17 protein-coding genes are annotated in these 14,296 nt (G+C 56.2%); 11 read left to right on the top strand and 6 right to left on the bottom strand.

Going from position 1 to position 14,296, the window contains the following annotated elements; all coding sequences use genetic code 11:
* The first annotated feature begins 50 nt into the window (after positions 1 to 50).
* Genes ACRZ96_RS14535 through ACRZ96_RS14550 form a run of 4 tightly spaced genes read left to right on the top strand, consistent with a single transcriptional unit; the run spans position 51 to position 4,181 of the window.
* The gene (locus ACRZ96_RS14535; RefSeq protein WP_170425908.1) at positions 51 to 1,178 is read left to right on the top strand and encodes an ABC transporter ATP-binding protein; all 1,128 of its coding nucleotides are present in this window, start codon (positions 51 to 53) and stop codon (positions 1,176 to 1,178) included.
* A complete protein-coding gene (locus tag ACRZ96_RS14540) occupies positions 1,178 to 2,068 on the top strand; it encodes an ABC transporter permease subunit (RefSeq protein WP_170508943.1) in 891 nt (296 codons plus the stop codon). The genes ACRZ96_RS14535 and ACRZ96_RS14540 overlap by 1 nt, the downstream gene beginning before the upstream one ends.
* Positions 2,065 to 2,883 carry an ABC transporter permease gene (locus ACRZ96_RS14545; protein WP_170398984.1) on the top strand — a complete coding sequence of 273 codons (819 nt, stop codon included), beginning with the start codon at positions 2,065 to 2,067 and terminating at the stop codon, positions 2,881 to 2,883. Before ACRZ96_RS14540 ends, ACRZ96_RS14545 begins: the two co-directional genes overlap by 4 nt.
* Entirely contained in the window at positions 2,880 to 4,181 is a 1,302-nt protein-coding gene (locus tag ACRZ96_RS14550; protein WP_480705892.1) for an NAD(P)/FAD-dependent oxidoreductase, read from the top strand. The genes ACRZ96_RS14545 and ACRZ96_RS14550 overlap by 4 nt, the downstream gene beginning before the upstream one ends.
* On the opposite strand, the gene ACRZ96_RS14555 is transcribed toward ACRZ96_RS14550, so the two are convergent.
* From ACRZ96_RS14555 to ACRZ96_RS14565, 3 genes are read right to left on the bottom strand one after another with little or no spacing between them, the layout of a single operon-like run.
* Positions 4,176 to 5,147, bottom strand: a complete 972-nt coding sequence (locus ACRZ96_RS14555; RefSeq protein WP_480814780.1) for a phosphotransferase family protein — start codon at positions 5,145 to 5,147, stop codon at positions 4,176 to 4,178. The two genes, ACRZ96_RS14550 and ACRZ96_RS14555, sit on opposite strands and share 6 nt — an antisense overlap.
* Positions 5,098 to 5,754, bottom strand: a complete 657-nt coding sequence (locus ACRZ96_RS14560; RefSeq protein WP_480791466.1) for a flagellar hook capping FlgD N-terminal domain-containing protein — start codon at positions 5,752 to 5,754, stop codon at positions 5,098 to 5,100. Before ACRZ96_RS14560 ends, ACRZ96_RS14555 begins: the two co-directional genes overlap by 50 nt.
* 24 nt (positions 5,755 to 5,778) lie before the next feature.
* Positions 5,779 to 7,005, bottom strand: coding sequence for a flagellar hook-length control protein FliK (locus tag ACRZ96_RS14565; RefSeq protein WP_480705888.1), 1,227 nt, complete (start codon positions 7,003 to 7,005; stop codon positions 5,779 to 5,781).
* 115 nt (positions 7,006 to 7,120) lie between these two features.
* Between ACRZ96_RS14565 and ACRZ96_RS14570 the strand changes: the two genes are divergently transcribed.
* From ACRZ96_RS14570 to ACRZ96_RS14595, 6 genes are all read left to right on the top strand, one after another.
* Positions 7,121 to 7,393: a rod-binding protein gene (locus ACRZ96_RS14570; RefSeq protein ID WP_170732842.1), complete on the top strand. Its 273-nt coding sequence runs from the start codon at positions 7,121 to 7,123 to the stop codon at positions 7,391 to 7,393.
* A complete protein-coding gene (locus ACRZ96_RS14575) occupies positions 7,386 to 7,733 on the top strand; it encodes a flagellar biosynthesis protein FlgN (RefSeq protein WP_480705886.1) in 348 nt (115 codons plus the stop codon). Before ACRZ96_RS14570 ends, ACRZ96_RS14575 begins: the two co-directional genes overlap by 8 nt.
* A 210-nt stretch (positions 7,734 to 7,943) precedes the next feature.
* Positions 7,944 to 9,161 (top strand): flagellin N-terminal helical domain-containing protein, encoded by a 1,218-nt coding sequence (locus ACRZ96_RS14580; RefSeq protein WP_170406757.1) that lies wholly within the window; start codon positions 7,944 to 7,946, stop codon positions 9,159 to 9,161.
* A 77-nt stretch (positions 9,162 to 9,238) separates the two neighbouring features.
* Positions 9,239 to 9,613, top strand: a complete 375-nt coding sequence (gene flaF / locus ACRZ96_RS14585) for a flagellar biosynthesis regulator FlaF (RefSeq protein ID WP_480705884.1) — start codon at positions 9,239 to 9,241, stop codon at positions 9,611 to 9,613.
* The gene (gene flbT / locus ACRZ96_RS14590) at positions 9,613 to 10,014 is read left to right on the top strand and encodes a flagellar biosynthesis repressor FlbT (RefSeq protein ID WP_170398959.1); all 402 of its coding nucleotides are present in this window, start codon (positions 9,613 to 9,615) and stop codon (positions 10,012 to 10,014) included. Before flaF ends, flbT begins: the two co-directional genes overlap by 1 nt.
* Positions 10,011 to 10,808, top strand: a complete 798-nt coding sequence (locus ACRZ96_RS14595; RefSeq protein ID WP_480705882.1) for a DUF1217 domain-containing protein — start codon at positions 10,011 to 10,013, stop codon at positions 10,806 to 10,808. The genes flbT and ACRZ96_RS14595 overlap by 4 nt, the downstream gene beginning before the upstream one ends.
* 119 nt (positions 10,809 to 10,927) lie before the next feature.
* Here ACRZ96_RS14595 and ACRZ96_RS14600 read toward each other — a convergent pair whose 3' ends face one another.
* The 3 genes from ACRZ96_RS14600 to ACRZ96_RS14610 all read right to left on the bottom strand — a co-directional run bounded on the left by ACRZ96_RS14600 (position 10,928) and on the right by ACRZ96_RS14610 (position 13,538).
* Positions 10,928 to 12,487, bottom strand: a complete 1,560-nt coding sequence (locus ACRZ96_RS14600) for a DUF427 domain-containing protein (RefSeq protein WP_480705880.1) — start codon at positions 12,485 to 12,487, stop codon at positions 10,928 to 10,930.
* A gap of 90 nt (positions 12,488 to 12,577) precedes the next feature.
* Positions 12,578 to 13,279, bottom strand: a complete 702-nt coding sequence (locus ACRZ96_RS14605; RefSeq protein WP_170398951.1) for a winged helix-turn-helix domain-containing protein — start codon at positions 13,277 to 13,279, stop codon at positions 12,578 to 12,580.
* The gene (locus tag ACRZ96_RS14610) at positions 13,251 to 13,538 is read right to left on the bottom strand and encodes a hypothetical protein (protein WP_170398948.1); all 288 of its coding nucleotides are present in this window, start codon (positions 13,536 to 13,538) and stop codon (positions 13,251 to 13,253) included. The genes ACRZ96_RS14605 and ACRZ96_RS14610 overlap by 29 nt, the downstream gene beginning before the upstream one ends.
* Positions 13,539 to 13,713: 175 nt before the next feature.
* On the opposite strand from ACRZ96_RS14610, the gene ACRZ96_RS14615 reads away from it, so the two are divergent.
* On the top strand, positions 13,714 to 14,193 hold the full coding sequence (locus tag ACRZ96_RS14615) for a hypothetical protein (RefSeq protein WP_480814781.1): 480 nt from the start codon (positions 13,714 to 13,716) through the stop codon (positions 14,191 to 14,193).
* Positions 14,194 to 14,296 lie beyond the last annotated feature (103 nt).

Below are 14,296 nucleotides of genomic sequence, written 5' to 3' on the forward strand. Positions count from 1 at the left end.
GGCCCACTGCCTTGCGCCATTTTTATCCTGACCGATAAACGGGGGCCGCCTTGAATTCTGAAGTCTTTGCGCCGTGGGATGACCCGCAGGCGAAACCCTTGATTCAGTTCCAGAACGTCACCAAGCGTTTTGGCGCATTCACCGCAATCGACAATCTTTCACTGGATATCTACGAGCGTGAGTTCTTTGCGCTGCTCGGCCCGTCGGGCTGCGGCAAGACCACGATGATGCGGATGCTGGCCGGATTCGAAACCCCTACCGATGGTCACATCCTTCTGGGTGGACAGGATATCGACCCGATCCCGCCCAACAAACGGGCGGTAAACATGATGTTTCAGTCGTATGCGCTGTTTCCTCATCTCAGCATCTGGGACAACATCGCCTTTGGCCTGCGCCGGGACAACATGCCCAAACGCGATCTGGAAGAGCGGGTCGATGAGATGCTGCGCCTAACTCGGCTGGAACAGTTCGCACGCCGCAAGCCGCACCAGATCTCGGGTGGTCAACGCCAACGCGTTGCGCTGGCCCGGTCATTGGCCAAAGCACCAAAACTGCTATTGCTCGACGAACCTTTGGGCGCTTTGGATAAGAAACTCCGTCAGGATACTCAGTTCGAGTTGATGGACATTCAGGAAAAAACCGGCACGACCTTTGTCATCGTGACGCACGATCAGGAAGAGGCGATGACCGTTGCCAGCCGAGTGGCCGTGATGGATCAGGGCAAACTGATGCAAGTGGCAACCCCAGATCGAATCTATGAGACGCCAAACTCGGTTTATGTTGCTGATTTCATTGGGGATGTGAATATCATTGAGGGACGAGCTACTGCAGCAGGCGACGAAAGCTATCAGATCGAGTGGGCAGAAGGGCAGCCCCCGTTAGCGGCGTCTTCTGCGACCCAACTGTCCAATGGTCAGAGCTGTCATCTGGCGATCCGGCCTGAAAAGGTCGCGATCTCTGCCGAGCGCCCGGTCGATGCAATCAACGCCATTCAAGGCAAGGTGCATGACATCGCCTATCTGGGCAACTTGTCGACCTATCATGTCGAACTGCCAAACGGCACGATCATCAAGGCGCAAACAGCGAATACCCGCCGCATCTCGCGCCGCTCGTTCACCTGGGAAGACCCGGTTTGGCTGTCCTGGACAGCGACTGCCGCAGTTCTGCTGGAAAACTGATGCGCCGCGCTGTTCTTATCGCTGTCCCGTATGTCTGGTTGCTGGCACTGTTCTTGGTGCCGTTCTTTATCGTCCTAAAGATATCGCTTTCAGACACCGCACTTGCCATTCCGCCCTACACTCCGACGCTGGACCTGTCCGCAGGTTGGGCGGGTATCAGGGATTTCTTCAGCCAGCTTGATCTGGAAAACTTTGTCTGGCTGACTGAAGATGATCTTTATTGGAAGGCCTATCTGTCCAGCGTAAAGATCGCGCTGATCTCAACGGTGTTGACGCTGATTGTCGGGTATCCGATCGCATATGCGATGGCGCGCGCACCTGAAGAGTGGCGACCTACATTCATGATGCTGGTCATCCTGCCGTTCTGGACTTCGTTCCTGATCCGGGTCTACGCATGGATGGGTATCCTCAGCAACGAAGGCTATCTGAACCAATTGTTGCTGTGGACGGGCATCATCTCGACCCCGCTGACCATTCTGAACACGAATACCGCAGTTTATATCGGTATCGTTTATACCTACCTACCTTTTATGATCCTGCCGATTTATTCGTCGCTTGAACGGATGGACGGGTCGCTGATCGAAGCCGCTGAAGACCTTGGGTGTTCGCGTCTGCAGGCATTCTGGTTGATCACAATCCCCTTGTCGCGCCCCGGTATTATCGCGGGCTGCTTCCTCGTGATGATTCCGGTGATTGGGGAATTCGTAATCCCCTCGCTACTGGGCGGATCGGGGACCTTGATGATCGGTAAGGTGCTGTGGGAAGAGTTCTTCTCGAACCGCGATTGGCCCGTCGCCAGCGCGGTGGCCGTGGTTCTGTTGCTCATCCTCGTGATCCCGATTGTGCTGTTCCAGCGCAACCAGCAAAAGCAGACGGAGGCAGAACAATGAACAGGCTGAGCTGGTTCAACACTGTCTCACTGACGCTGGGATTTGCCTTTCTGTATATCCCGATGATCATCCTGATCATCTTCAGCTTCAACGAAAGCAAGCTTGTCACCGTTTGGGCCGGGTTCTCGACCAAATGGTACGGCGAGTTGATGCAGAACGAAGCCTTTCTTGATGCAGCCTGGGTCACGCTGCGCGTTGCCGTATTCTCATCAACGCTGGCCACGATTCTGGGCACCGCAGCGGCCTATGTTCTGGTACGCGGTGGGCGGTTCTTTGGGCGAACACTGTTTTCCGGGATGATCTATGCCCCGCTCGTGATGCCCGAAGTGATCACGGGTCTGTCGCTGCTGTTATTGTTCATTGGCATCGGATTGGACCGGGGGATCTTGACCATCGTTCTGGCGCACACGACGTTTTCGATGTGTTTTGTCTCGGTCGTCGTGTCCTCGCGCCTTGTGACCTTTGATCGATCGCTGGAAGAGGCCGCACTGGATCTGGGCTGTTCTCCTGCGCAGGCGTTTCGCTTGGTGACCTTGCCAATCATTGCACCGGCAGTGATTTCGGGATGGCTGCTGGCTTTCACCCTGTCGCTGGATGACCTAGTGATTGCTTCGTTTACATCTGGGCCTTCTGCCACCACCTTGCCGATCAAGATTTTCTCGGCTGTGCGTTTGGGCGTCAGTCCCGAGATCAATGCGCTGTCAACATTAATGATCGCGGTTGTCACGGTGGGCGTTATTACCGCGTCCCTGGTGACCAAGCGGGCGATGGTTAGGCAGAAACAGGATGAGTTGGCCGCGGCAAGCGCTGAATGAGGCGTATATTTCCTGATTATGCCTACGGCCCCGCGCCACGCGCGGGGTGTTGGTGGGATGAGACGATCGCGACCCCTGCTTGGCCAAAGCTCAAAGACGATATCAGCGTTGATGTCGCCGTCATCGGGGGCGGGTTTACCGGCTTGTCCGCCGCATTGCATCTGTCCGAGGCAGGGGTTTCGGTCGCTGTGTTCGAGGCGGAAACACCGGGCTGGGGGGCGTCCGGTCGAAACGGGGGCTTTTGTTGTCTAGGCGGGTCAAAGCTCAGCAAGGCTGGCCTGACCCGTCGCTATGGTCAGGTGGCAACGCAGACCTATTACCAAGCGGAAGAAGACGCCGTTTCACTGGTTGCTGACCTTCTGCGTGATAACCAAATCGACGCCGAAACGCATTCCAAGGGTGAAACTCAACTGGCCCATTCACGGCGCGCGATGGAACGATTGAGCCGGTCGGCCGATCCGGCCGGACAATTACATGAGATTGACGATCTGCAGGGCCTCGGGCTGGGTGGGGCGTTTTTCGGCGGCTATACAACGCCAATTGGCTTTGCCCTGAACCCCCGAAAGTATCTGTTCGGTTTGGCTGGCGCCGCCCAGGCAAAGGGCGCAACTCTGTTCCAGAACAGCCCGATCACGCAGATCAAACAGGCCGCCTCGGGATTCGTGCTGACCTCGCCTGCGGGTCACGTTCGTGCTTCGAACGTTCTGGTGTGCACAAATGGCTACTCAAGCGAGGATCTGCCGCCCTGGTTGGCCGCGCGTTATATGCCTGCACAGTCAACGGTTCTTGTGACGCGGCCTCTGACTGATGTCGAGCTGCAGGCGCAAGGCTGGACGTCGGATCAGATGGCCTATGACACGCGTAATTTGCTGCACTATTTCCGATTGATGCCCAATCGACGATTTCTGTTTGGGACACGAGGGGGGCTGCTTTCATCCCCTGGGGCTGAGGCGCGCATTCGGCAAAAGGCCTTCGGGGATTTCAGGCGGATGTTCCCCGCCTGGGACACGGTCGATGTCACACATAAGTGGTCCGGCATGGTTTGCCTTGCCCGGAACCTTGTGCCCTTTGTGGGCCCGGTTCCTGAGCATCCGGGGATGTATGCAGGGTTTGCTTACCACGGCAATGGCGTGGCGATGGGAACATATAGCGGTCGTGCTTTGGCGCGACTGGTGCTGGGGCAATCCGCAGACATTCCGTCCCCTATTGCGGGTGCGCCGGGGCGGTTTCCCTTTGGCCGTTGGCGTCGCGCTGTCATGCCGCCAGCCTATGCGTATCTGGGTCTGGCGGACCTATAAGGCCTCAACTTCCAACTCATACCCAATGGCATAATCAGCCGCACCGTTTTCGGCCCGCCAAAGACAATAAGCGGCCATGCGCCAGGCAAACCAAGGCCTCAATGACAGATAGCGTTCGGTGATATCGGGTTGGTCGTAGGCCTTAAGAAACAGCGTCTCTTCGGCCTCGGATAAGGGTGCGCCACGATAGAGTTGCTGCATCGCAGGTGAAAGGAATATCGCCAAGTCTTCACATGGGTCACCGAAGGCCGGGCATTGCCAATCGATCAGCGTCAGCCCATTTTTCGATTGCAAGATGTTTCCCGCGACCGGATCGCCATGGATCAAGCACCGCGCGGATAATGGCGGTACTTGGGCCCGAGGTTTTTTTGCAAGCAACGATCGCCGCTCTTCCGCGTGGCAATCAGCCAGAATTTGACACGCGTGCTGTTCCAGATCTTCGCTGCCATTGCAACCGTTAGGGAGGTCCAGATTGACCGGAATTTGGTGCAACCTTCCAAGCAGATGGGCCACGCCCGAAACATCGTCCTGCCAAGGGACGCCCGGTGCGTGGTCATAGTAGACCCAGCTGTCGTCTCCAAAGGAACCCGTGGCACGTAAATTGGGCACGAAGCCAAAGCTGTTGAGCGTGCGCAGACATTCTGACTCAAGCCGGGCATCGTTGCGAAACAAGGGGTTCTGAAACCGCGCACTGTATAGCTTAAGCACGGCATCACTATTGCCGGACAAAACCTTCCAGACATGATTGGTCCGCCCACCGTACAACACCTCGAAGGTCACGTCGTGGCGGATCAAACCTTGGGTGCTGAGCTGGGCAACGAGACCCGGGGGAGGTTGGTGATGATCAGACAGGACAGATACCGGGTTAGGGGGCGAGTCGCGATGCGCCAAGCTTTGGCCCGCCTTGCCTTCCAGATCAAGCGCCCGTGCGGATTTGCGTGACCATTTCGGCGGACACCTCTGCACCGCTCTCCAGTTTCAGGATGATGCCACCTTCGCTGACCTGTGCCTCTACCACCCGACCGAAGGCAGATGCGGGCGTGCTGGTTAGTAACTCACCTCGTTTGAAGCTCTCCAATGTGGCTGAGTAACTGCCAGCGGGAAAGGGATCACCGGCACTGCTGACCCCGGCCCACTCGAATTCGGCCTTATCGAGAGGCACAGGGACGCGGTCGACAACGGTGCCTTGGTCGTTGCGAATGACCAATTCGGCCCGATCTGCGGTTGCTTCGGCCTGCGCAAAGATCGGAACAGGCTGATCTTCAAAGCGAAACGGTGCGTCGGTTTTGACATTCATCCCAACCCAGCCGGTAAGCTGGTTCAGATTGACAGCACCTAGTGTCAGCGCCAGATCAGACAGAAGCTCATTGGCTTTGACCTGTTGTTCAACCATCGAAAACTGCGCCAGCTGAGAGGCATATTCGGAGGAATCCAGTGGCTCAAGCGGATCCTGATTGCGCGCCTGCACGGTCAGCATGAGCAGAAAGGTCTCGAAATCCGAAGTCAGTGCCGAACGTTCCGAATTGTTGTTTGCGCCGGGATTTGCACCCGTTACGGTCACTGAATTGGTCACTGAATTGGTCGCTGAAATCATCGGTTAAAGCCTCATATCAAGGCCCCTGTCAGGGCCGGTCGGGAGAGTAGGTGCCTCATGGTCAGAGTCGCGAGTCATTTCGCCGGTTTCTGAGGAGGGATCAGACTCTGACGGGTCACTATGCTGGGACGTGTCCCCGGACATGTTCAGATCAAGCGACAGATCCCCATATCCCAGCTTTTCGAACTCGGCAGTCAGGATCGCAATGTGGCGGCGCATCAGGTCCAGTGTTTCGGGCCGTTCAGCCGCGATCGTAAGATGAAACCCGTCCTCTCGACCGTTGAGCGTGATTGAGACGCGGCCAAGCTCTTCGGGGTTCAGGGCAATTTCAACGCCGCCGGTGCTTGGGCGGGCCGAAATCGAAGCGGCCAGTTGCCCCGCAATCGCGCGCGCGGTTTCCGCGCGGGCCATGGCGACGGGCATCGTTTGCGTCGTGTCGCGCATCGTGTGGCTTGCCGCTATATCTTTGACCACGGACGGGTCATCAAATTCCGCGCTGATCGCGGTATCAGCGATAGCATCGCCCGGTGCCCACCCGAGGCCCTGGGCCGCTATCTGCGGTTTCAAGGCGGCGGACATAACCGTTTGCCGCGCCATTTGCTCGGCTGCAGGCTCGACTGCTCGGGCAACGAGACGCGTCTCTGGTTCGGAGCTTGGCTGTTCAAGTTTCGAAACCGTATCCCCCACAAGGGATGCATCTAGCGCGCGTGGGGCCGGCATTTGGTATAGATATCCATTTCCGCTAACATCAGGGATCGGAACTTGGGTTGGCGCTCGAAGCACGTTTGCGTCAGGCCTTGGGGCAGCCGCTTCGGTCGAGCCTGCCTTTTGTCTCAGGGCCGAATTGCCAGCGACCAACTGCGAAATTTGCTGTATCGGGCTGGGCGGAGTGACAAAGTCTGTATCACCGACCGTGAAATCCGCTTGGCGGTTGGGCGCAATGGCAACCTCCTGCGCTACCATCTGTGGCTCGGCGGGCTCTGATTCCTTGGCTTTGATCGCCTCAGCTGATTCAGACACGGCAACAGATGCGATATCTGATTGCTCAGCTGGCAGGCTGGATTCAGCCGTCACCAGATCAACATCCTTCAACTCGATCTGATCGGCATCCTCATTCAGCACATCCTCAAAGGCAAACCCGCCATTGACATCCCGCTCCTTACCCTGAGATGCCCCGGGTTTGTCGCCCGTGGCAGGTGCAGCCGTCATGATCGTCAGCGGGTTGGGCATTTTTTGCTCCGGGCTTTCGTTGGTCTGGCCCGCACTGTGCCCAAAGGAAGTTACGTTTATTTTAACCGCTTTCCTCTTTGATCGAGAAAGTTCGAAGCAATTTTTGGAGAATCCGATGACGATTACAGCGACCGGTACGACGGCGTATTCCGCCCAGATTCCACAGAAGCTGAAAGCCGCCTCGGTTGAGCTGGAGGCCGCATTTCTGGCTGAAATGCTCAAGTCTGCAGGCCTCGGCCAAGCGCGAAGTTCCTTTGGCGGTGGCGCGGGTGAAGATCAGTTTTCCTCATTTCTGGTGCAACAGCAGGCGCAGCAAATGGCCAAGGCGGGAGGAATCGGCCTTTCTGAAGTTTTGTTCAATGCAATGATGGAGAAGTCGGATGGATAAAGACCCGGTTCACGCACTGGAAGACCTTTTGGATCTTGAGCGCACGGCCCTGATTCAGGGCGATTTGACCGATCTGGATCGATTGGTGCCTGAAAAAGAGAACCTGATCGGTGCAATAAATGATCTGCAGGTGTTGGACAGCGATGATCTGATCCGGGTTCAGAAGAAGGTCGTGCGCAACCAAGCCCTTTTGAACAGCGCGGCCGAGGGTATTCGGGCCGTAGCGGACCGAATGTCGGAACTGAACCGGGTTCAGCAGGAGTTCAGCACGTATGACGCCTCGGGTCAGCGCAACGGGTTTGTTTTGCGATCGCAGGCAAAGCTGGAAAAACGGGCATAGCATAAGGTTTGATTCAAATCCGAAATTTCGGATTTGCCCGTCTTAGCACTCCGTTAGGAGATCAGGGTCAAATGTGGCGATGCACCTGAAACAACGGGTGGCGCGAAGGCCACAAGGCACGACGCACAGGTCAGAACGACAGAATGCCTGCCGGTTTGGTGGGTCCAACATGGGCGTCAAACGCGCCCGAACGCTAAGAGGATGACAAATATGTCAAGCATTCTGACGAACAATGGCGCAATGGTTGCGCTGCAAACTCTCAAATCGGTCAACAAGAACCTCGCACAGACGCAAAACGCGATCTCGACCGGCAAGGATGTGGCTACAGCCAAGGATAACTCGGCTGTCTGGGCCATCTCAAAGGTGATGGAATCAGACGTCAACGGCTTCAATGCGATCAAGGACAGCCTGGCCTTGGGTGAATCCACTGTCGCAGTTGCTCGAAACGCCTCAGAAACTGTGACGGATCTGCTGAACCAGATGAAAGGCAAGATCGTTGCGGCGCAGGAAGACAACGTTGATCGTGCTAAGATCAACACCGATGTGGCCGCGCTTAGGGATCAGATCGAATCGGTTGTCGGCGCTGCCCAGTTCAATGGCCTCAATCTGGTGAACGGTGGGGCTGGCGCAAGCATTCTGTCCTCTTTGGATCGAGACAATGCAGGCAACGTGACAGCGTCTTCCATTAGTGTATCGGCGCAAAACCTGTCGACAGGTGGTTACACTGCTGCCGACGTGTTCACTGGAACTGACGGGGTCACTGCGGATACGGCCGACGCATTCGGATTTTCGTTGGATGGAAACGGCGGAAGCGATGATGATGGAAGCATCGTGATCGCTGATCCGGGCACATTGTCCGCTGGTGATACTTTCACGGTCCGACTGGGCGACGATGTCGCGTCTTATACAGTCCGGGCTGAGGATATCGCCGCAGGCAACGCGCCCGAAGAGATCATCGCTGCGGGGCTGAAAGCTGCCATCGAAGCTTCGGATGCCAATGTGTCGGTCGTCTATGATCCGGGCACGAACGCTGCACAGCTCGATATCACCAACGAAGGTTCAGATTCGCTGCAGATCAGCGGTCAATATGCCAACGCCAACTCTGGCGGTCTAGGCGCTCTGGCCTCGATTGATGTGTCGACTTCTGCCGGCGCATCCGCAGCGCTTGGCGCGATCGAAGGCCTCATCGATACTGCGATTGATGCCTCGGCGGCTTTTGGTTCGGCGCAGGGTCGGATCGAGACCCAGAAAGAGTTCATCTCGAACCTGTCTGACTCGTTTAAATCCGGTATCGGCTCGTTGGTTGACGCTGACATGGAAGAAACCTCGGCCAGACTGCAAGCGCTGCAGGTCCAGCAACAGCTGGCGACACAATCGCTATCGATCGCGAACCAGGCGCCACAGTCCATCCTGTCACTGTTCCGTTAAACATGAAACTTCTCCGGGGCGCGCGCGCCGTGCCCCGGGCTTAACTGCCCGCTGACGGACAATTGGAAGGATTTCAAGTGACACCCCAAACGCTCGCCCAACGCGCTTATGCGCAATCTGCCGCACCGACGCGAACACCTCGGGATACAGAGTATGAGGCGATTTCCAGGATTACACATCGGTTGAAGGCTGCTTCCACGCGGAAAACGGCTGATTTCCGAGGGTTCGTTCAAGCCTTGCACGAAAATCGCCGCCTGTGGACTGTGCTGGCAACCGATGTGGCGGATGCGGATAACGGGCTGCCGAGCAATCTGCGTGCGCGGATTTTCTATTTGGCTGAGTTTACCGAACAACACAGCAGCCAGGTGCTGGCGAACAAGGCGACCGTTGAGCCGCTGCTTGAGATCAACATGGCCGTGTTGCGCGGGCTACGTCATATGAGGGGCAACTGATGGGGGGTCTGGTCCTGAAACTTGCCCCAAAGGAACGGGTTCTGATCAATGGTGTTGTAATCGAAAACGGGGATCGACGCAGTCGGTTTTCGATCATGACACCTCAGGCAAATGTCCTGCGCCTGCGCGATGCCATTCACCCGGAAGAGGTCAACACGCCGGTACGCCGTGTCTGCTATGCCGCGCAGTTGGTTCTGTCAGGCGATACCGAACCTGAGCAGGCGCGCCAGCAACTTCTGCGGCGCGTGGAAGAGCTGAGCCAGGTTTTCACGGATGCCGACAGTCGCCGGGTCCTGGCCAACGCAACTGAAGCATTGGTGGCAGAGCAATACTATAAGTGTTTAAAGGCCTTGCGTTCACTGTTGCCGCGCGAAGAACGTCTGATGGCGTATCAGCAGTGACCTTCCAGCCGGTCATACCTTCAGGTGGTCTGGTTGGCTGGCGCTTTTTGCAGCGTACCTATGATGCGCAGCTTCAAAGCTATTCTGCCTCGGGGATCAATGAACGGGACGCAAGGTATTTTCTAGACAATATCGGCAAGGTCCAAACGGCCGAGGATCTGGTTTCGGACCGACGGTTGTTGCAGGTGGCTTTGGGTGCGTTTGGCTTGGAAGGTGATCTCGACAATCGGTATTTTGTCCAAAAAATCTTGTCCGATGGAACGCAGGCTGACGATGCGCTTGCGAACAGGCTGGCCGACGGCAGGTACCGTGATTTTGCCAATGCCTTTGGACTTGGTCCCGGCGATGTGCGCAAGACCGGATTGGTGGACGCCATGGAAAAGATCGCCGACGACAACTTGATTGCGCGATTTGAAATCTCGGTTGGTGAAGCAGATGAATCGATGCGTATCGCGTTGTACACCCAGCATGCATTGCGCGATCTGGCTGGCCAGGGTGGCAGTGAGGACAGACGGTGGTTTGATCTGATGGGGCTGCCCCCCTTGCGCAGTATGATGGAAACTGCATTGGGCCTGCCATCAGCATTTGCGCAACTGGATATCGACAAGCAGCTTGAGGTGTTCAAGGATCGGTTGCAGCGCGTTACGGGTTCATCCGATCTGGCGCAGTTCACTGAAAGTGAGGCAATCGAAAAGCTGACCGACACGTATCTGGCCCGCAATCAGATCAATCAAATCCAACAGACGATCTCACCTGCGCAGACGGCTCTGATCCTGCTGGGCGGTGGTTTTTGAACCATTGATGTCAACCAGACACGGTGTGTACGGTATCTCGCGCAAGGCCCTAGGTTGCCCGATCCGAGATAGTGGGTGGCACATTTTGAGGTTCAACTCTTGCGAAGTAAACTGTCAAATCAGGCATCGGCTGAGGTTTGCAGGGCAAATGATTTGATCGGTTGCGAGACGTTGTGCAGCTTGATCGCCCCTAAAGGGATCGCCTGTTTGCAAACAGGTTCGATATCTTGCGAGACAACAATTCTATGTCCGACGGTTTTGCCATATTCGCCCAATCTGGCAGCGACATTGGCGGCCTGACCGATCACGGTAAAGTCCAACCGTTCGCGCGAGCCCACATTGCCATAGGTGACGCGGCCATAGGCGACACCAATCGTGCAGTCGAAATCATGATCACTTCCGTCACTGCGCAATTCACCCAGTTTTTCGACGATCTCAGTTGCCGAAAGCTGCGCGCTGGATCGGGCTTTGGCGGCATCGTCACCCGCCGGGAAGACGGCAAGAACAGCGTCGCCGATGAATTTCAGAACTTCTCCGTCATGGTCGTGCACGATCCCTGAAACTGTCTCAAAAAACGCATTCAGTAGCTCGATATAGTCATCACGCCCCAGTTTTTCTTCCAATGCGGTTGAATTTCGAAGATCGCAAAACATGATCGCCGCATCTATGTCATCGCCATCACCGCGGCGAATCTCGCCCCCCAGAACGCGCGCACCGCTGCGCTTGCCTACATAGGTTTCCAGCAGAACCTGCGCGTTTTCGCGCTGCATGAAGACCTCGTAGAACCGCGCGATGACGGTAGAGCATTCAAAAACCAGACCCAGATTCTCAGTCGTGAACCCATCGGGATGATCGCAAGTCAGGGTCAGGACATTCGTTCGCCCATCCGAGAAAGGCAGTGGCATGGCAACGTAATCGGTGGCCCCTTTTGCGCGCAGGTCTTCGATGATCGGAAAGCTGTTATGCGGATTGTCGTTGTTCAGGCGCTGGCGGACACCACCCAACCCGTTTGAAACGTGACGCAGAGGGCTATTGGTAAAGGCAGGGTGATCATGAATTTCATAGGTCGGAGTGTGGGTCGAAATCTCAGCCGAGTCTTTCTCCCAGATATAGTGTTTGCCTGCGATCAGCGGATGCAGCGACCAGACCAGAATGCTTAGGCGTTGAATAGCGATGCCATGTTCCAGCATTTTCTCGGCCAGCGTTTTTGTAAAGGCATCAGGAGTGTTAATTTCGGACGCACCGCGCATCAGCCAATCGATCAGGGGGCCGCTGATATTGCCATCGTCGGGTTGACGCAGTTGGTTGTCGCCGAGGTCGATCCGCGTCGCGGTATCCGGCATGAATCCAATATGGCCCTGAATGGCCGCGCTTTCAGGGAAGGCGTCTTCATAAGCCCAAATCGAGTTCGTAAGGCGCTCTTCCGGCAGGCTAATGTCGTGATAGGTTGCGGTACCCTTGAAGGGGCAGAACGTCTGCAATTCGGTCTCAGGGCTGAGTTCGACGCACAGGTCTTCGCGCGGAACATAGATCGCGGGAGGTAGCCGCGTTTCGTACATCACTTTGGCGTTGTGGCTTTCGGCCAGCAGTATTTCACCACGGTAGATCGCGATCCGTCCCTGCAGCGGCTCAACTGATATCCCATAGCCTTTGACATTCGGTGTGGCATGGACGTTCATCTGCAACCTCCCTTGGCCAAGCCCTTATATCATGGGTCTTGAGGGCGAGAATTCCAAGATGCGCACGTAGATTTTACCGCAATGGCATCCTCAGACCATTTGAATAACGTCTTTCTCAATCGACAGCATATAGCCCTTCTTGGCGATGTTCTTCACCAGCAGCTCACTGACCATCTGATTTCCCAAGGCGTCGCGCAGGCGTTTGATCCGGGTTGCCCCGGCGGCCTCATCGCAATCTGCAGCGTTTCTGCCCGAGATCATCGCTTCGATCTGGGCACCCGACAGGACCTCGTCATCCAGCCGGGATTCAGCCAGAACCGAAAGCGTTTCCATCGCGGCGGGGGTCAACTTAAAATCCATGTTGTTGAGATAAACGGTATTCTCTTCACGGCTGATCAGCAGGGATGTTACCTGGATCCCCGTCCGTTCAATCTGGGCCATGCGGCGGTTCAGCAGAACCAGCATGACCAGAAAAACAAGCGCGGTGATCAGCATGGCGCTGGCAAAGACCAACAGCACGAAGATGACCATTCGATAGCTGGATAGCGTATCGGCAAAGGCGGTGCCCGATTGCGCCAGAATCTCGAGCAGACGGATTTCCGATTGCGAGGTCAGGTCAGCCTCGACAAACAGCCGTTCAACCCGCGCGTTGAAGGCATTTGCGTCCGGTAGCGTCCAGAACAGGAAAACCGCTGCAGTCACCAGGATCGCGACGATTGCCGCAATCCCCAGACCAACCAGCCGAACCCCCGAACGACGCGCCTCAGTAACGGAGATAGTATTTTCCGGCATTGGCCTTCCTTTGATCCAATCCACCCGCCTCGAAAACGGTCATCACGTTCAGCAGGGTCCAGCCGTTTGATTTCAGCCGCTTGGCGACTTCTTTCCGGGCCGAGCCTTTATCGCAGCTTGAGACCTGCATGACGCCATAGTGCAGGCGTAAGGGATTGTCCTGCTTGGCCTTGTAGTCGGCATAGCAATCTGCCGCGATGGCTTGCGACCCAACCGATATCAGGGCCGTCAGAGCCAGAGAAGAGAGGATCTGTTTCATGGGCTGCATCCTGCGCATGGGTTGGGTGGATATTCAATAACCTCAGGGGGTTTGTGGTGCTGATATTGAATAACAGTATGCCGTTATTGCTTGTCTGAACGGGGTGGTCGCAGTGTCAGGTTATCAAATTCGCGGTCGGTAACCGGCCTGCCCATTATCCGAAAGGACACGCATCATGCACCGGAAATTTATCGCTCTGATCATAGCAACCGCCGTCGCCATTACGGGGATCTCAGCGTCGCAGGCACGGGCGGCAGATACCCGAGATATTCTCGGCGGATTGGCTGCGATCGCGCTCATAGGTGCTGCGGTCAACCACTATCATCAGGAGAAAAAGCGCGACGAAGAGGCAGAGCGCCGCAAGCGTCACAAGCAGGCTGAAACCAAGGCGAAGAAGGCCAAGAAAAAACATGCTGTACGCCCGTTGCCAAAGCGGGTGGCGCGGTATGACCTACCGCAGCGTTGCCTGCGCACGTTCAATGCCTATTCGAACAAGCGTCCGCTGCTTGGGCCAAATTGCCTGAAGAAGTACTATAAACATGCCGATAGCCTGCCACACCAATGCAAGGTTGGTTTCTGGAATGGTAAAAAGGTAAAACGGGCATACGAACCCGCCTGCCTGCGCCAGAAAGGATACCGTGTCGTTTACCAGTAACAGGTTTCGAGCAGGAGTGGCGCCATAGAAGCGCCGCGCGGGAGAGGGTGGCGCAAGCTGCCCTCTCTTTTTACTTGCGAAGCGCTACGAAACGCGATTTGCC

The organism is Ruegeria sp. CF1, assembly GCF_056537445.1.